Consider the following 16,018-nt stretch of genomic DNA (forward strand, 5'->3'; position numbering starts at 1 on the left):
GAGATCGCGGCACAGGACCCCGAGTCCCTCACCGGGTCTCGTGGCTCCTCGCCAGGGCTCGGAGCACCTCGACCACCAGGTGACGCTCCGCAGCCCGAGGTGGTCGCCGCCGGAGATCGAGGTGCGAGGCCGCCCGCGGCCGAGCCACGAGATCCCTCAGGCAGCGGGGGCGGTGATCCAGTAGCGGCGCTTGATGCCGCGGACGTCCTCGAGGACGCCGCCGTTGCGCTCGATGGTGCAGGCGCTGGCGACGTTGTCGTCGTCGCAGGTCACGAGCACGCGGTCGATGCCGAGCCGGGCGCACATCGGCAGGGCCAGCGCGAGGGCGCGGCCGGCGTGGCCCTCACGACGGCGGGAGGGGCGGACGGCGTACCCCACGTGGCCGCCCTCGGCGAGCAGGAAGTCGTTGAGGCGGTGACGGATCGCGAGGAACCCGAGGACGTCGGTCGAACCGGGCTCCTCGACGATCCACGCGAACGAGCAGGGCACACGGCCCGCCGGCGGCTCCCACGCGGGATCCGCCATCCCCAGGCGCGCGGCGACGTAGGCCCGGAACCCCGCGACGGAGGTGTCCGCGGGCGGGCCGTGGTAGCCGGAGCCGTCCATGTGGGTGGCGCCGAAGTCGGCGACGCACGCCGACCACCCGTCGTACAGCTCCAGGGACGGCGGGACGAGGGCGGTCACCCGGCGCGCTGCTCCAGCGACACGCCGCGCTCCCCGGCGTCGGTGAGCCGGGCCTCCTCGCGGGCCCGCTCCTCGAGCTCCTCGCGCCGCGCCTGCTCCCGGGCGGCCATCTCGTCGCTGGCGACGACGTCCGGGTCGGAGACCAGGTCGGCGGCGCCGCGCTCGAGCTGCTTGAGGGCGTTGCGGGCGAAGATCTGCTGCTCGGTCGACGTCCGCTCCGAGCGGCCACGCCCGAGGAACGAGACGAACCAGTGCAGGACGGCGGTGACGCGGTTCTTGAAGCCCGTGATGTAGACGAGGTGCACGGCCAGCCACATCAGCCAGGCGATGACGCCGGTCAGGCGCAGCTTGCCGACCATCGCGACCGCCCGGAAGCGGCTGATGATGGCCATCGAGCCCTTGTCGAAGTAGTGGAAGGGGTCCTGCGGCGGCTTGTTCTCCAGCCGACCGTCGATCTCCTTCGCGGCGTACTTCGCGCCCTGGATCGCCACCTGCGCCACCCCGGGGAGGTGGTCGAGGGCGATCATGTCGCCGACGACGAACACCTCGGGGTGGCCGGGCAGCGTCAGGTCCGGGTTCACCGAGATCCGGCCGGCGCGGTCGAGCGGGGCGCCGGTCTGCTCCGACAACGTCTTGCCGAGCGGGTTCGCCTGCACGCCGGCGGCCCACATCTTGGTGACCGCGGAGATCCGCTCGGTGCGGCCGGTCTTGTACTTGACCTCGAGCCCGCGCTCGTCGACGTCGGTCACCATCGCGCCGAGCATCACCTCGACGCCGAGCTTCTCCAGCTCACGCTTGCTGCTGGCGCCGAGCCGCTCCCCGAAGGGCGGGAGGACCTGGTCGGCGGCGTCCACGAGCAGGACGCGGGCCTCCCGGGTGTTGATGTAGTGGAAGTCGCGCTTGAGCGTGCGGTGCGCGAGCTCGGCGATCTGGCCGGCCATCTCGACGCCGGTGGGGCCGGCGCCGACGACCACGAAGGTCAGCAGGTGGTCGATGTCCTCGCCACGCTGCGCGCCGAGCTCGGCCAGCTCGAAGGCGCCGAAGATGCGGCCGCGCAGCTCGAGGGCGTCGTCCACGCTCTTCATGCCGGGCGCGAACTCGGCGAAGTGGTCGTTGCCGAAGTACGACTGGCTGGCGCCCGCGGCGACGATGAGCGAGTCGTACTCGGTGACGGTCTGGCGGCGCAGCACGTGGGAGGTGACCCGGCGGCGCTCGAGGTCGATGTCGGTGACCTCGCCGAGCAGGACCCGGGCGTTCTTCTGGCTGCTCAGCACCTCACGGGTGGGCGGGGCGATCTCGCCCTCGGAGAGGATGCCGGTCGCGACCTGGTAGAGCAGCGGCTGGAACAGGTGGTGGGTGGTCTTGGCGACCATGGTCACCTCGACGTCGCTGCGGCGCAGGGCCTTGGTGCCGAACAGTCCTCCGAACCCGGACCCGATCACCACCACGCGGTGGGGCGTCTGGGGTGTGCGGTCGGTGGTCGTCATCTCGCGGCTCCTCGCCGGTCATCGTGGCGGCGGGCTCCCGCCGCTGAGTCCATTGTCGCCCCGCTCCGCCGGGACGTACCAATCCCTGTGCCCCGAAAAGTGCCTCGACGGAGGTGGTTTCGGACACGTCCGGAGCGGGTAGTCGTCGGCCGACGAGCACGCACGCCGGGGCCGGAGGGCCCCGACGTCGCCCCGAGGAGACCCCCGATGACCCTGCCCGGGAGCGCGCTGGCACTGGAGCCTGCGCCGCGCTCGGTCCAGCGCGCCCGGCGGTGGGTGGCCGACGTGTGCCGCTCCCACGGCCGCGAGGACCTCGTCGAGTCGGCGGAGGCCGGTACGTCGGAGCTCGTCACCAACGCGCTCCTCCACGCCCCCGGGCCGATCACCCTGCGCGTCAGCGGCCCCGCCGAGCACCTCCGCATCGAGGTGCACGACGTCTCCTCGGTGCCCCCCCGACCCGCGACCCCGCCGCGCAGGCCCGAGCCCCCGCCCGACCCCGCCGACCCCGCCGACCCCGACGACCTCGACGCCCTGCTGGCCGGGCTCGGTGGCTTCGACGACACCCTCAGCACGGTGGGCCGGGGCCTGCACATCGTCGCCACCAGCGCGGCGGCCTGGGGCGCGGAGGTCCGCGACGACGGCAAGGTGGTGTGGTTCGAGCCCAGCGCCGAGCTGCGCGACGACCTCACGGCGGCCGAGCTCGCGGGCTCGGTCTACGCCACCGGCGAGGTCGGTGCCGGCGCCCACTCCCGCCCCGGCACCGAGCTCGTCGACGTCCGGCTCCTGGGCGTGCCGCCGGACCAGCTCGCGGCGTTCCGTCGCCACCACCTCGAGCTGCGCCGCGAGCTGCGGCTGCTCGCGCTCGCGCACGCCTCCGAGTACCCGCAGGCCGAGCGCCTCTCCGCGCTGTTCGCCGACTTCGAGGTCGACTTCGGCCCGGCCGTCTCGGGGCCGGAGGTGCTGGCCGCGCTCGACGCGGGTGAGCCGTACGCCGACCTGTCGCTGCGGGTCCCGCGCTCCGCGCCCGCCTCGGTCGAGTCGATGCTGCGGCTGCTCGACCTGGCGGACGAGTTCTGCCGTGGCGCCCGGCTGCTGACCCTCGCCCGGACGCCGGAGCAGGCGGCGTTCGCCCGCTGGTTCCTCGGCCAGATGGGCGAGCAGGCCGCGGGCGCGTCACCGACGCCGTGGCACCTCACCCGGCGTTCCGCGCGTTCCGAGGGCCGATACTCGTCGTCGTGACCTCCGACCCCCACGAGCGCGACCGTGCGGCGCCGGTGGCGCTGCTCGTGCTGGTCGTCGCCGCGGGGGGTGCCGTGGGCGCCGTCGCGCGCTGGGCGGCCGTCGGGCTGACGCCGCCGGAGACCGGCTTCGCGTGGACGACGTTCGCCATCAACGTCTCCGGCTCGTTCGCGCTCGCGACCCTCCCCGGCCTGGTCGGTCGGCTCCGGCCGCACGCCCGGGAGCTCACGGTGGCGGCGGTCGGGCCCGGCCTGCTCGGCGGCTGGACCACCCTGTCGGCGTACGCCGAGCAGTCGCGCGCCCTGCTCGCCGACGGCCGGGTCGTCCTCGCCGGCGCCTACCTCACGGGCACCCTCGCCGCCTGCCTGCTCGCGGTCGCGCTGGGCCGGCGGCTCGCTCCCGGACGACCACGGTGAGCGTCGTCGGGACGGCGCTGCTGGTCGCCCTCGGCGGCGGGAGCGGCGCGGCGCTCCGCTTCGTGCTGTCGCGGCGCCTCGACGCCGGGCTGCCCTGGGGGGTGCTCGTCGCGAACGTCGCGGGGTCGGCGCTGCTGGGCGCCTTCTCGGCGCTCGCCCTGGCGGGGGTGCTGTCGTCGACGGGTCTCGCCCTGCTGGGGACGGGGTTCTGCGGCGGCTTCACGACGTACTCGACGTTCGCGGTCGGCACCCACGACCTGGGGTGGCGTCGGGGCGCCGGGTACACGGCGTTGACGGTCGGGCTGTCCCTCACGGCCTGCGCGGCCTGCTTCGTGCTGGTCGCCACTCTCGCCGGGCCGTGACCCCGATGGTCGAGCGGTGACTCAGGCGTAGCCGAGCTCGTGCAAGCGGTCGTCGTCGATGCCGAAGTGGTGGGCGACCTCGTGGACGACGGTCACGCGGACCTCCTCCACGAGCTGCTCCCGGGTGTCGCACATCTCGAGCAGCGGGCGGCGGTAGACGAAGATCCGGTCGGGCAGCTCCATCGGCATCTCCGTGCCGCGCTCCGTGAGCGAGACCCCGTCGTACAGGCCGAGCAGGTCGGGCTCGTCCGCCGGCGGCTCGTCCTCGACGAGCACCACGACGTTGTCGACACGGGCGGCCAGCTCGGCCGGGATCCCGTCCAGCGCGTCGCCCACGAGCGCCTCGAACTCGGCCCGGTCCATCTCCACCGCCATGGCCCCATTCAACCGGGTGGCGCCAGGCGACCCTTGACGCAGCAGGTCCCGGCCACCTGACGGTGACCGGGACCTGGAGGTTCCTGGCGACCTCGACGGGACTCGAACCCGCGACCTCCGCCGTGACAGGGCGGCGCGCTAACCAACTGCGCCACGAGGCCAGGATGTGCTGCGTCGTGCTCGGCCCCCTCGTGTGGGGCCGGATGAACACTAACGCAGACCCCGGGAGTGGCCCAATCGGCCCCCCCGGCCCAACGGTCTGCAACCGAAGGTCAAGGGGACGGGGAACCACAGGGGCATGGGACTCCTCCGACCGATCGTCGTGCTGACGAACCGAGCCGCGCAACGAGCGGTCGGCCACGCCACTGCAGCGGAGAACGCCGACCGTCGCTACCGGGCCGCGGCGCTCGAGGCTGCCGTCCAGGCGGACGACGCCGCGGTCCTCGCCCACCTGGCGGAGCGTCGCAGGGCCTACCGCGAGCTGATAGGGCACCTGCGGGCCGCCCTCGACGCCGCGGACCGGGCCCGGGAGCTCGAGCGGCTGGCTCGCACCGCGGGGACGGGGTGAGCCCCGTCGGCCGGCACCCCGACGGGCCGGAGTGGCACCCCCAACGGGATTCGAACCCGTGCTGCCGCCGTGAAAGGGCGGAGTCCTAGGCCGCTAGACGATGGGGGCCTGCGACCGCGCCAGCATAGGACGCGACCTCCGGTGGGCGGTCAGCTCCCCGCGGCGAGCCAGGGCCGGAGCTCGGCGAGCACCTCGCCGGCCGACTCCTCCTGCAGGGAGTGCTTGCCGGCCAGCGCCCGGCCGGTGACGAGCGCGTCGTCCGCGGCCTTCTCGCGCCACGTCGCCAGCACGTCGTACGTCGACCCGACCAGGCCCCCGTCGCCCCACAGGGCCAGCAGGGGCACGGCGACACGGGCGTCGGCGTCCGCGCGGTCGTGGTCGAGGTCGATCGTCGCCGAGGCGCGGTAGTCCTCGCAGATCGCGTGGATCATCTCCGGCTGCGAGTAGCAGCGCAGGTAGTCGGCGTACAGCCGCGGGTCGGCGGACGCCGGGTCGGACAGCTGCGAGTCGTGGTGCGGGCGCAGGAACGCGTCGGGGTCGGCGCCGATCATCCGCTCGGGCCACGGCTCGGGCTGGATCAGGAAGAACCAGTGGAAGTAGCCGGTCGCGAAGGCCATGTCGGTGCGCTCGTACATCGTCCGCGTCGGCGCGATGTCGATCACCGCGAGGCGGGTGACGGCGTCGGGGTGGTCGAGCGCGGCGCGGTGGCCGACACGGCCGCCGCGGTCGTGGCCGACGAACGCGAACCGCTCGTGGCCGAGCGAGGCCATGAGGGCGACGACGTCGGCGGCCATCGTCCGCTTGCTGTACGTCGCGTGGTCACCACCGCCGCGCGGCTTGGCGGAGTCGCCGTACCCGCGCAGGTCGGGGCAGACCACGGAGTACGACTCCGCCAGCACCGGCGCCACCCGCGACCAGGTGCGGTGGTTCTGCGGGTGCCCGTGCAGCAGCAGCACGGGCGGGCCCTCACCCGCGGTGGCGACCCGCAGCGTCGTGCCGCCGTGCTCGTGCTCCACGGCGACGTCGCGGTGGGTGAAGCCCGGCAGCAGGTCGTCGTCCACACCGCCGACGCTAGGGCATCCGTCGACCGGGCGACGTAGGTTGGCGGGGTGCACGCCGAGCCCGTCACGACGTCCGCCCCCGCCCTCCCCCGGCCGGTGGTGATGAGCCAGGACTGGCGCGACCTCACCTTCCTGCACTGGGCCCTCGACCCGGCCTCCCTGGAACGCTTCATGCCACCCGGCGTGCGGCCCGACGTGTTCGAGGACCGCTCCTACGTCGGCCTCGTGCCGTTCCGGATGGTCGACGCCGGCTTCGCCAACGGCCCCGCGGTCCCCTACTTCGGGACCTTCCTCGAGACCAACGTCCGCCTCTACTCGGTCGGACCCGACGGGCGGCGCGGCGTGGTCTTCCTCAGCCTCGACACCGACCGCCTCGCCGTCGTCGCCGGCGCGCGGGCGGCGCTGCGGCTGCCGTACCGGTGGGCCTCGATGTCGTACCGGGTCGACACCGTCGCCGGGGCCTCCGAGCACACGTACGCCGCGCGCCTGCGGACGCCGTCCCGCGCGACCTCGCGCCTGGTGGTCAGGGTCGGCGCGGAGCGTGAGGCGACCCCGCTCGACGACTTCCTCACCGCCCGCTGGGGACTGCACACCCGCGCGTGGGGCACGACGCTGTACGTGCGCAACGCCCACCCCGCCTGGCCGCTGCACGACGCCGAGCCGGTGATCCTGGACGACGGCCTCATGGCCTCCGTGGGGCTGCCCGGCCTCGCCGACCGGGCCCCCGACCACACCGCGTTCAGCCCGGGCGTGCACACCCGCTTCGGGCGGGCCGCCAGGAGTCGTTGAGGGCCAGCCAGGAGTTGCCCGCGGCGAACAGCGCCGAGGTGACGGCGGCGCGGACCCGGAAGCCGATCCCCTGGGGACACCCACGGACCGCGGCACCATGGTCCGGAGCGCCCGGTCCCCGCCCACGGTGCGTCGCCATCGACGGCCGCCTGTATGCTCACTCCCGATCCGGCCAGCCGGGTCGATGGGCAGGTAGCTCAGTTGGTACGAGCGTCCGCCTGAAAAGTGGAAGGTCGGCGGTTCGACCCCGCCCCTGCCCACCACACCCCGCGGGCCGCGCCGATCCGGCGCGGCCCGTGGTGCGTCCGCCTCGGAGCGCGCGCCGACGCCCCGGCTCCGGTCCACCTGCCGGACCGGAGCCGGGGCGCGGGCCCTCGGCGGACCTCCTCTCAGCGGCTGTGCAGCAACAGGCTCGGCGAGCCCTTCGTGTCGGTGACCACACCGGTCGTCGCGTCACCGGTGATCGCGGCGGTCACGGCCGCCGGGGAGGCGCCGGGAGTGCCCTGGAGGACCTGGGCGGCGACGCCGGCGACGTGCGGGGAGGCCATCGAGGTGCCCGAGATCGTGTTCGTCGAGGTGTCGCTGTCCTTCCAGGTCGAGGTGATGTCCTGGCCGGGCGCGAACACGTCGACGCAGGAGCCCCAGTTGGAGAAGGACGCGCGGGAGTCGGTGCGGGTGCTCGCCGCGACAGTGATCGCCGAGGAGGCACGGGCCGGCGAGGAGGTGCAGGCGTCGGCGTCCTCGTTGCCGGCGGCGACCACGACGGTCACGCCGGCGTCGGTCATCCGCTGCACGGCGGCGTCGGTGGCGGCGTTGGCGCCACCGCCGAGGCTCATGTTGGCGACGGACGGGCCGTCGGCGTTCTGCGCGACCCAGTCCATGCCGGCGACGACGCCGGAGTTGGAGCCGCTGCCGAGGCAGCTGAGCACTTGCACCGGGATGAGGTTCACCTGCTTCGCGATCCCGTACGTCGACCCGCCGACGGTGCCGGCGACGTGGGTGCCGTGCCCGTTGCAGTCGTTGCGGGGGTTGCCGAGCAGCACCGAGGAGTAGCCCTGCTGGACCCGGCCGCCGAAGTCGCGGTGCGTGGCGCGGATGCCGGTGTCGATGACGTAGGCGTCGACGCCCGCGCCGGTCGCGTCGTACGTGTAGGTGCCGGACAGCGGCAGCGCGCGCTGGTCGGACCGGTCGAGGCCCCAGGTGGCGCCCTGCTGGGTGTCGCTGATCGACACGCGGCCGTCCTGCTGGACGAGCGCGACGTCGGGGTCGCGGCGCACGTCGCGCAGCCGGGCCGCCGTCAGCGTCGCGGTGTAGCCGCCGACGGCGGAGTACACGTGCTCGATCGCGCCGGTGAGCCCGTCGACGGCCGAGCGGGCCTCGCTGCGGGCCGCGGGGGCGTCCTCGTCGAGCAGCACGATGTAGCGCGAGGCGATGGCGTCGTCGACCCGCACCAGCGGTGCGAGGTCGGACTGCGCGGCGGCCGCGGCCGCGGCAGGGGCGGCCGCGGTGGACGGAGCGGCGAGGGCGCCGGCGCCGGCCACCGCCGCGAGAGCGGTGGCGCCGGTCAGGATGCGGGCGGCGAAGGTGGTCATGCGGGGAAACCTCCCGGGCCCGGAGGCCCGTGTCGTCTGCGCGGCCGGGGGACCGCGGTCGGTCCCGAGCGGCCGACCGCTCCCACTGTGCCGACGCGACCCGGCCAGGTGAAGACCTCGTCGCGCGCAGGAACATGCGGTGCACGAACGTGCACCCACCAAGCGCCTGCAGGAACCAACGAAACTTTACCCGGGACACGGCCCGAACCCCTGCCGCCACCGACCCGGACGGCCCTACAGTGCTCTCGGCTCGGGACCGATCACCTCGTCGCGCCCTCGGGGCGCTCGGACCAAGGGACCCCCATGCCTTCGCACCACGCACGTCGCGGCCTCGCCGCCACCGCCGTCGCCGCCCTCACCCTGAGCGGGCTCGCGCTCGCCCCGCTCTCCCCCGCGGGCGCCGCCGCGGACCCGGGACTCCGGCTGATGACGCCGTACAACCAGGCGCGGGCGATCTCCTTCGACAGTGAGCGGGTGTTCAGCGGCAACGCTGCGGTGCGGCTCGTCGCCGAGGTCGGAGCGACCGAGGACGCGATCACCTTCGACTGGAACGCCGATCCGGCCGCAGCCCTGGACGCCGACGGGTGGACCACGATCACCGACCCGGTCAGGGTCTCCGGCGGCTTCGCCTCGGTCGACTGGCAGGCCGGCTCCGGCCAGCCGGCCGGCGGCTCACGGATCGCGATCCGCGTGGCGTCGACCCCCTCCGCGGGCGAGCCCACCTACGCCGTCCGCCGCAACGTCCTCGTCGGCGGCGGCGAGCAGCCCGTCACCGCGGTCGACCTCGACGCCGACACCCGGCTCGGCTACTTCATCCAGCGGTACGGCGACGTCGGCCGCACCGGGCGCACGGCCGCGGTCACCGGCGCGACCAGCGCGTCGGAGGGCACCGTGCAGCTCTCCGGGTGGCGCTCGGAGACCGGCCGCTTCGAGGGGATCAGCCGGGCCAAGGTCGTCCGTGACCCCTCCAAGGCCCCCGACGAGCCCGCGGACTACGAGTTCGCGAAGGTGCTCGACCTGACGACGCTGCAGCCCGCCGAGGGCAAGACGGTCGCGCTCGGCGCGGAGCTCGGCAGCGACCACGTCGAGCCCCTCACCCTCTACCGCCAGCAGGCGATGGAGGTGCGTGCCTTCTCGTCCGCGGGCCGTCAGGGCGAGGACGTCGACGTGTCGGTCGAGGTGTACGACCAGGAGAGCCGCCCCGTCGCGGGGGCCGAGGTGTTCCGCGCGGCGAGCGGGTCGACTCCCGCCGCCCGCGTCGGCTTCACCGACACGAACGGTGAGGTCACCGTCCCCCAGCGCGCCGGGAGCCGGCGCACCTACTACGTGAACACCACCGCGAACGACGCGTTCGAGGCCGGCACCGACCCCACCTCCGGGGTGTACCAGGTGCCGCGGTACACCCCGGAGCCCACGTCCGTGGACGCACGGTTGGCCGACGGCAACCTCTTCGACGTCGACGAGTTCTCCCCCGGTGACGTCGCCGTCGAGGTGCTGGACCAGGAGCGGCGCCCCGTGGGCGCGGGTGAGCAGGCGGAGTACCGCGTGACACCCGTGGACTCCTCGCCCGGGGAGTGGCAGACCGGGACCACGGACGACGACGGACGCATCACCGTGGTCTCGGAGGTCGACCCCGAGGCCGGCGAGTGGCGCCTGGAGTACCGCCTCCCCGGCGACGACAGCTCCTCGGAGCAGACCTTCTTCCAGGCCGGCCAGGCCAGGCTCCTGCTCACGCGGGACCAGGAGGCGACGCCCCCCTCCGGCGGGGTGGCCAGCTGGGCGGGCCGGCTGGAGATCGACGGACGGCCCCTCACCGGCCGTCTCGTCGACCTGGACTACCGACGGGGCGTGGAGAACGTCCCCGGACGGGAGGCGGACGCCGGGATCGTCACCGAGGACGGGCTCGCCCTGTCGCACCAGGTGCGCACCGACCTCGACGGCCGCTTCCTCGTCCGGGTCCGGGACCGCGTCGAGCGTGGCGACCCCGCCGAGCTCGGCGGCCGACTCGGTGTCTCCACGGGCGACAACGTGCCCGACGCCGACTCGACCCTGTCCGGCAACGCCGGTGCCCGCGTGGCCCAGCGTGTCGACTTCGGCAGCGGCAAGGGCAGCGTCACCCTCGACCGCTCCGGCGCCGGCAACGGCACGGGCGCCGACGAGGTCACGGTCACCGGCCCGGCCTCGGTCGCCGGCGAGAAGGTGCGCTTCGTGCGGGTCGGCGCGGGCGGCGCCCGCACCGAGGTCGCCGTACGACGGCTCGACGCGCGGGGTGACCGGACGGTGTCGATCGACGACCGCAACGGCACCCGGACCACGACGTACGTCGTCGAGCTGGTCGAGAGCGCGCGGGTCCAGCCCACCGAGACGAGTCCGATCGGCCTCCGGTGAGTCTCGCCGCCCCCGTGGCCGCCCTCGTCGCCGCCCTGTCGCTCGCCGGCCCGGGCGTCGCACCCGCCCACCCGGCCGCGGCCGGCGCCGGGGACCAGCTGCGGCTCATCGCGCCGTACAACGCGGGGCGGGTCGTCTCCTTCCGGCCCGAGGACCCCAGCGACCCCGTCGGCGCCGTCCGGCTGGTGGCCGAGCTCGCCGACCCCGGCGCCACGACCACCTTCGAGTGGAACCCCGACCCCGCCGCGCGCGGCACCGACGACGGGTGGTCCGCGATCAGCGGGCCGGTCACGGTGACGGGCAGGTTCGCGTCGGTCGACTGGTCGTCGCAGGACGCCATCGGAATCCCCGAGCCCGGTGCCGGGGCGGCCGTCCGAGTGGTCTCGACGCCGTCCGCGGGTCCGGCGTCGTCGATGAGGACCACCGTCGTCCGCGCCGCCGGCGATGCCGGCAGCAGCATCTCGGCACGGCCGTCGGTCGAGCTCGAGGTGGGCGGCGAGCTGAGGTACTTCGTCCAGCCCTACGCCGACTCCCGCCGGACCGCCTCGCTCAGCGTCGTGACCGGGCGGACCAGCGCGGAGGGCGGGACCGTCGAGCTGTCCGCCTGGCGCACCCGCAGGCTGGCCTTCGAACGGCTCGGGAGCGCTCAGGTCGTGGACGGGACCGGCACGGAGCCCGGCGGCACGTTCGCCGCCGTGCTGGACCTGACCCCCTTCGCGCCGGCCTACGACAAGAAGGTCGCGATCGGCGCCGAGCTCGGGACCGACCACGTAGCACCCACCGCCCTGAACGAGCACGACCCCGACAGGCTCAGGGGCGAGGTGGTGCCGGGGTCCGCCGGCGAGGACGACGTGGTCGTGCTGATGGTGACCGACTGGGACGGGTTCCCCGTCGCGGGGGCCGAGGTGTTCCGCTCCAGCCTGGGGTCGACGCCGAAGACGCGACTCGGGTACACCGACGCCCGGGGCCGGGTCGTCGCGACCCAGCCCGCGGGGTCGAAGCCCCGGTACTACGTCAACACGGACGACCACGACGGCTTCGTCCAGTCCCTCGACCCGTCCTGGCCGTCACCGCGCCGTCAGTAGACGGCCGGGCGGCAGAGCCCGCGTGCGTCAGTTGTTCGCCAGGCGGGCGGTCCCGAGCCGGGGCCGGTCGCCGACGCGCCCGTCACGGCGCGCGTCGTCGCCGAGGATGGTGCTCGACGGGGTGAGGTAGTTGACGACGCCGCCGAACCGCACCGAGTCCGGGTTGCCCACGCAGGAGCGCGGCACGACCAGGACGTAGCGGTCCTTGGCCGACACGACACGGCCGGCGAGGCCGCGGCAGGTCACCGGCTGGCCCTCACGGCGCAGCGCCGTCGTGGCGTCGCCGCCCCCGACCCGCTCGAGGCTCGCGTAGTACTCGCTCCCGTCGGTGGTGACGAACCGCGCCTGGGCGCTGAGGAAGGACCCGCCCCTGGCCTGGGAGGTGTCGGCCATCGTGAACGTGAAGCGGAGCCGGCCGTCGCCGTGCTCGCCCGTCAGGGACAGCACGTCGGTGCGCCGACGGTCGGCGGCGGTGCCGTTGCCGCCACCGTCCTCGAGGCCGACCACGTCACCGCTCGCGTCCTTCTTCGTCTGGGTGTCGGCGTGGGCGGGGACGGCGGTGAGGCCGAGCGTCGCTGCGGTGATCGTGGCGACGGCGAGGGTTCTGAGTGCACGCATGTGCGCCATTGTGGGGCAGCGCGCACGACACCGGCCCGGGCGTCCAGGACGGGCGTCCGGTCAGCCCACGCCCCGCAGTCGTTCATAGAGCTTCATAGAGGCTCACCAGCGGTCGTGGACCTCCGGGCGGATGCGGGTGTCGTACAGGTCGCGGACGGCGCCGAGGAAGTCCTCACCCAGGGCCGACAGACGGCCGGCGGCGGCGTTGGCACGCGCCTGGTCGGTGTTGCGGGCGCCCGGGATGACGGTGGTGCAGCCCTCCTGCTGCAGGCACCAGGCGATCGCGGCCTGCGCGGGCGTCACCTCGCCCGGGAGGTCGCGCACCAGGGCGACGAACTCCTGCGCGGCGGACGTGCCGACGTCGTACGGCACGCCGGAGAAGGTCTCCCCCACGTCGAAGGCCGACCCGTCGCGGTTGAAGGTGCGGTGGTCGTCGGCGGCGAACGTCGTCGACGCGTCGTACCGGCCCGAGAGCAGGCCGGAGGCCAGCGGCACCCGGGCGATGATCCCGACGCCGGCCTCGACGGCCGCGGGCAGCACCCGCTCGAGGGGCTTGAGCCGGAACGCGTTGAGGATGATCTGCACGCTCGCGACACCCGGCCGGGCGATGGCCGCGAGGGCCTGGTCGCACGTCTCGACGGAGACGCCGTACGACGCGATCGAGCCGTCGGCGACCAGCGCGTCGAGGGCGTCGTACGTCGCGTCGTCGTCGATCGTCGCGCTCGGCGGGCAGTGCAGCTGGACGAGGTCGACGGTGTCCACACCGAGGTTCGTGCGCGAGCGGTCGATCCAGGCGCGGAAGTTGTCGGCGTTGTAGTTCTCCGGCACCTGGTCCTCGCGACGGCCGAACTTCGTGGCCACCACGATCCCGGCGTCCGGGTGGTCGGCGAGGAACCGGCCGACGACGCGCTCGCTGCGGCCGTCGCCGTACACGTCGGCGGTGTCGTAGAACGTGACCCCGGCGTCGAGGGAGGCCTCGAGCACGTCGCGCGCGTCGGACTCGCTGACCTCACCCCAGTCGGCGCCGAGCTGCCAGGTGCCGAGGCCGACGACGGTGACGTCGCGTCCGGTGCGGCCGAGGGTGCGGGTGTCCAGTGTCTCGCTCATGGGTCGATCCTCCCGGACGCTCACAGCCGCGCCGCGAGCCGGTGGTACGCCGCGTTCCAGCGCAGCTCGCGGGCGAAGGAGCGGGGGGTGGTGTCGGCGTCGATGGTGACGACCTCGACGCCGGTCATCTCGCCGAAGTCCTCGAGCACCTCGCGGCCGATCGCGGTGGTGAGCACGGTGTGGTGCGGGGCGCCTGCGAGCAGCCACGACTCCGCGGAGGTCGACAGCGACGGCCGGGGCTCCCAGACCGCGCAGGCGACGGGCAGCCGCGGCAGCTCCTCGTCGGGCTCGACGACGTCGATCTCGTTGACGGTGAGCCGGAAGCGGTCGCCGAGGTCCGAGAGGCCGGCGACGAGGCCCGCGGCCGGGGTGGCGGTGAAGCGGAGGCGCACCGGGTCCTCGCGGCCGCCGATGCCGAGGGGGTGAACCTCCAGGCTCGGGGTGGCCTCGGTGATGGTCGGGCAGACCTCCAGCATGTGGGCGCCGAGGATCTTCTCGGCCCCGGGAACCAGGTGGTACGTGTAGTCCTCCATGAACGACGTCCCGCCGGGGCGGCCCTGGGCCATCGCCTTCATGCCGCGCAGCAGCACCGACGTCTTCCAGTCGCCCTCGCCGCCGAAGCCGTAGCCGTCGGCCATCAGCCGCTGCACGGCCAGGCCGGGGAGCTGGCGCAGGCCGCCGAGGTCCTCGAAGTTCGTGGTGAAGGCGCGGTAGCCGCCGTCGGACAGGAAGGTCCGCAGGCCGAGCTCGATGCGGGCGCCGTACCGGAGGGAGTCGTGACGGTCCCCGCCGGGGAGCAGCTCGGGGGCGACGCGGTAGCGGTCGGCGTACTCCACGACCAGCTTGTCGACGTCGTCCTCGCTCATCGCGTCCACGACCGCGACGAGGTCGTTCACGCCGTGGGTGTTGACCGAGACGCCGAAGCGCAGCTGGGCCTCCACCTTGTCGCCCTCGGTGACCGCGACGTCGCGCATGTTGTCGCCGAAGCGGACCAGGCGCAGGGTGCGCAGCTCGTGGCGGCCCAGCGCGGCGCGGGTCCAGTCCTCGACGCGGCGACGGACGGCGGGGTTGCCGACGTGGCCGGCGACGACCGTGCGCGCCACCCCGACCCGGGACTGAACGTGGGCGAACTCGCGGTCGCCGTGCGCGGCCTGGTTGAGGTTCATGAAGTCCATGTCGATGGTCGACCACGGCAGCTCCATGCCCGCCTGCGTGTGCAGGTGCAGCAGCGGCTTCGCCAGCGCGTCGAGCCCCGCGATCCACATCTTCGCCGGGGAGAACGTGTGCATCCACGTGATCACCCCGACGCACTCGGGCGCGGCGTTGGCCTCGAGCATCTGGCGGTGGATGGCGCCGGCGTCCAGCAGGACCGGCTTCCAGACCACCCGCACGGGCAGGTCGCCCTCCGCGGCGAGGCGCTCGGCGACGCCGCGGGACTGCTCGGCCACCTGGTCCAGGGTCTCCGGGCCGTAGAGGGACTGGCTCCCGGTGAGGAACCACACCTCGGGGGTGGGCTGGTGGGTCGACGTGGAGGTCATGGGGTGCTCCTTGGGGCGGGGACCGGCGCCTCAGCGCTGGCCGTAGACGTTCTGGTAGCGGTCGTGGAGGGAGTCGACCCGGTCGGGGGCGATGGGGATCGGGGTGCCGAGCTGGCGGGCGACGTGGACGGTGCGGGCGACGTCCTCGCACATCACGGCGGCCTTGACCGCGGAGCGCGCGTCCTTGCCGACGGTGAACGGTCCGTGGTTCTGCATGAGCACCGCCCTCGACCGGCTGTGGCGCAGCGTCTCGACGATGCCGCGCCCGATCGAGTCGTCGCCGATGACCGCGAACGGCCCCACGGGGATCTCCCCGCCGAACTCGTCGGCGCCCATGGTCAGCACGCAGGGCACGGCCTCGCCGCGCGCCGCCCAGGCGGTGGCGTACGTCGAGTGCGTGTGGACGACGCCGCCGACCTCGGGCATGTGCCGGTAGACGTAGGCCTGCGCGTCGGTGTCGGAGGAGGGCGCGTGCTCGCCTTCGACCACGCGGCCGTGGAGGTCGCAGACGACCATGTTCTCCGGGGTCAGGTCGTCGTAGGACACCCCGGACGGCTTGATCACCAGCAGGTCGTGGCCGGGCACCCGCGCGGAGACGTTGCCGGCGGTCCAGACGACGAGCTGGTAGCGGGTGAGCTGCTCGTGGAGCGCGCAGACCTCACGGCGCAGGTCGAGCAGGGTGGTGCGGACGTCGTCGGTGACGGTCATG

At 74.1% G+C, this 16,018-nt stretch carries 16 protein-coding genes and 3 tRNA genes; 8 read left to right on the forward strand and 11 right to left on the reverse strand.

What is annotated here, in order from left to right; all coding sequences use genetic code 11:
• Nucleotides 1-156 precede the first annotated feature (156 nt).
• Together Q0858_RS21030 and Q0858_RS21035 are read right to left on the reverse strand one after the other, a co-directional pair.
• Nucleotides 157-684 carry a GNAT family N-acetyltransferase gene (locus Q0858_RS21030; protein WP_299058326.1) on the reverse strand — a complete coding sequence of 176 codons (528 nt, stop codon included), beginning with the start codon at nucleotides 682-684 and terminating at the stop codon, nucleotides 157-159.
• On the reverse strand, nucleotides 681-2,171 hold the full coding sequence (locus tag Q0858_RS21035; RefSeq protein ID WP_299058327.1) for an NAD(P)/FAD-dependent oxidoreductase: 1,491 nt from the start codon (nucleotides 2,169-2,171) through the stop codon (nucleotides 681-683). Before Q0858_RS21035 ends, Q0858_RS21030 begins: the two co-directional genes overlap by 4 nt.
• A gap of 207 nt (nucleotides 2,172-2,378) precedes the next feature.
• On the opposite strand from Q0858_RS21035, the gene Q0858_RS21040 reads away from it, so the two are divergent.
• Genes Q0858_RS21040 through Q0858_RS21050 form a run of 3 tightly spaced genes read left to right on the forward strand, consistent with a single transcriptional unit; the run spans nucleotide 2,379 to nucleotide 4,188 of the window.
• Nucleotides 2,379-3,410, forward strand: coding sequence for an ATP-binding protein (locus tag Q0858_RS21040; protein WP_299058328.1), 1,032 nt, complete (start codon nucleotides 2,379-2,381; stop codon nucleotides 3,408-3,410).
• Nucleotides 3,407-3,826 (forward strand): CrcB family protein, encoded by a 420-nt coding sequence (locus Q0858_RS21045; RefSeq protein WP_299058329.1) that lies wholly within the window; start codon nucleotides 3,407-3,409, stop codon nucleotides 3,824-3,826. Before Q0858_RS21040 ends, Q0858_RS21045 begins: the two co-directional genes overlap by 4 nt.
• Entirely contained in the window at nucleotides 3,823-4,188 is a 366-nt protein-coding gene (locus Q0858_RS21050; protein WP_299058330.1) for a CrcB family protein, read from the forward strand. The genes Q0858_RS21045 and Q0858_RS21050 overlap by 4 nt, the downstream gene beginning before the upstream one ends.
• Before the next feature lie 21 nt (nucleotides 4,189-4,209).
• On the opposite strand, the gene Q0858_RS21055 is transcribed toward Q0858_RS21050, so the two are convergent.
• Both Q0858_RS21055 and Q0858_RS21060 read right to left on the reverse strand, forming a co-directional pair.
• Nucleotides 4,210-4,563, reverse strand: coding sequence for a metallopeptidase family protein (locus Q0858_RS21055; protein WP_299058331.1), 354 nt, complete (start codon nucleotides 4,561-4,563; stop codon nucleotides 4,210-4,212).
• Nucleotides 4,564-4,647: 84 nt separating this feature from the next.
• Nucleotides 4,648-4,724 (reverse strand) — tRNA-Asp (locus Q0858_RS21060).
• Between the two features lie 137 nt (nucleotides 4,725-4,861).
• Here Q0858_RS21060 and Q0858_RS21065 point away from each other — a divergent pair.
• Nucleotides 4,862-5,131 (forward strand): hypothetical protein, encoded by a 270-nt coding sequence (locus Q0858_RS21065; RefSeq protein ID WP_299058332.1) that lies wholly within the window; start codon nucleotides 4,862-4,864, stop codon nucleotides 5,129-5,131.
• A gap of 32 nt (nucleotides 5,132-5,163) precedes the next feature.
• Here Q0858_RS21065 and Q0858_RS21070 read toward each other — a convergent pair.
• Nucleotides 5,164-5,239: transfer RNA gene (locus Q0858_RS21070), tRNA-Glu, on the reverse strand.
• A gap of 41 nt (nucleotides 5,240-5,280) precedes the next feature.
• Nucleotides 5,281-6,192 (reverse strand): alpha/beta hydrolase, encoded by a 912-nt coding sequence (locus tag Q0858_RS21075; protein ID WP_299058333.1) that lies wholly within the window; start codon nucleotides 6,190-6,192, stop codon nucleotides 5,281-5,283.
• 48 nt (nucleotides 6,193-6,240) lie between these two features.
• On the opposite strand from Q0858_RS21075, the gene Q0858_RS21080 reads away from it, so the two are divergent.
• Nucleotides 6,241-6,981 carry a DUF2071 domain-containing protein gene (locus Q0858_RS21080; RefSeq protein ID WP_299058334.1) on the forward strand — a complete coding sequence of 247 codons (741 nt, stop codon included), beginning with the start codon at nucleotides 6,241-6,243 and terminating at the stop codon, nucleotides 6,979-6,981.
• Between the two features lie 186 nt (nucleotides 6,982-7,167).
• Nucleotides 7,168-7,244: transfer RNA gene (locus tag Q0858_RS21085), tRNA-Phe, on the forward strand.
• A gap of 126 nt (nucleotides 7,245-7,370) precedes the next feature.
• Here Q0858_RS21085 and Q0858_RS21090 read toward each other — a convergent pair.
• Complete coding sequence (locus tag Q0858_RS21090) at nucleotides 7,371-8,573, reverse strand: S8 family peptidase (RefSeq protein ID WP_299058335.1); 1,203 nt, start codon at nucleotides 8,571-8,573, stop codon at nucleotides 7,371-7,373.
• 303 nt (nucleotides 8,574-8,876) lie between these two features.
• On the opposite strand from Q0858_RS21090, the gene Q0858_RS21095 reads away from it, so the two are divergent.
• Together Q0858_RS21095 and Q0858_RS21100 are read left to right on the forward strand one after the other, a co-directional pair.
• Nucleotides 8,877-10,961 carry a hypothetical protein gene (locus Q0858_RS21095; RefSeq protein WP_299058336.1) on the forward strand — a complete coding sequence of 695 codons (2,085 nt, stop codon included), beginning with the start codon at nucleotides 8,877-8,879 and terminating at the stop codon, nucleotides 10,959-10,961.
• Nucleotides 10,958-12,046 (forward strand): hypothetical protein, encoded by a 1,089-nt coding sequence (locus Q0858_RS21100; protein WP_299058337.1) that lies wholly within the window; start codon nucleotides 10,958-10,960, stop codon nucleotides 12,044-12,046. Before Q0858_RS21095 ends, Q0858_RS21100 begins: the two co-directional genes overlap by 4 nt.
• Nucleotides 12,047-12,073: 27 nt before the next feature.
• Here the strand turns inward: Q0858_RS21100 and Q0858_RS21105 are convergent, their stop codons facing one another.
• From Q0858_RS21105 to Q0858_RS21120, 4 genes are all read right to left on the reverse strand, one after another.
• On the reverse strand, nucleotides 12,074-12,664 hold the full coding sequence (locus Q0858_RS21105) for a hypothetical protein (protein WP_299058338.1): 591 nt from the start codon (nucleotides 12,662-12,664) through the stop codon (nucleotides 12,074-12,076).
• 102 nt (nucleotides 12,665-12,766) lie between these two features.
• Nucleotides 12,767-13,771 carry an aldo/keto reductase gene (locus Q0858_RS21110; RefSeq protein WP_299058339.1) on the reverse strand — a complete coding sequence of 335 codons (1,005 nt, stop codon included), beginning with the start codon at nucleotides 13,769-13,771 and terminating at the stop codon, nucleotides 12,767-12,769.
• A 20-nt stretch (nucleotides 13,772-13,791) separates the two neighbouring features.
• Nucleotides 13,792-15,309, reverse strand: a complete 1,518-nt coding sequence (araA, locus tag Q0858_RS21115) for an L-arabinose isomerase (RefSeq protein WP_299058340.1) — start codon at nucleotides 15,307-15,309, stop codon at nucleotides 13,792-13,794.
• Nucleotides 15,310-15,339: 30 nt separating this feature from the next.
• On the reverse strand, nucleotides 15,340-16,017 hold the full coding sequence (locus tag Q0858_RS21120) for an L-ribulose-5-phosphate 4-epimerase (protein WP_299058341.1): 678 nt from the start codon (nucleotides 16,015-16,017) through the stop codon (nucleotides 15,340-15,342).
• Between the last annotated feature and the right edge of the window lies 1 nt (nucleotide 16,018).

This window comes from uncultured Nocardioides sp., assembly GCF_947489365.1.
Taxonomy (GTDB): Bacteria; Actinomycetota; Actinomycetes; order Propionibacteriales; family Nocardioidaceae; genus Nocardioides.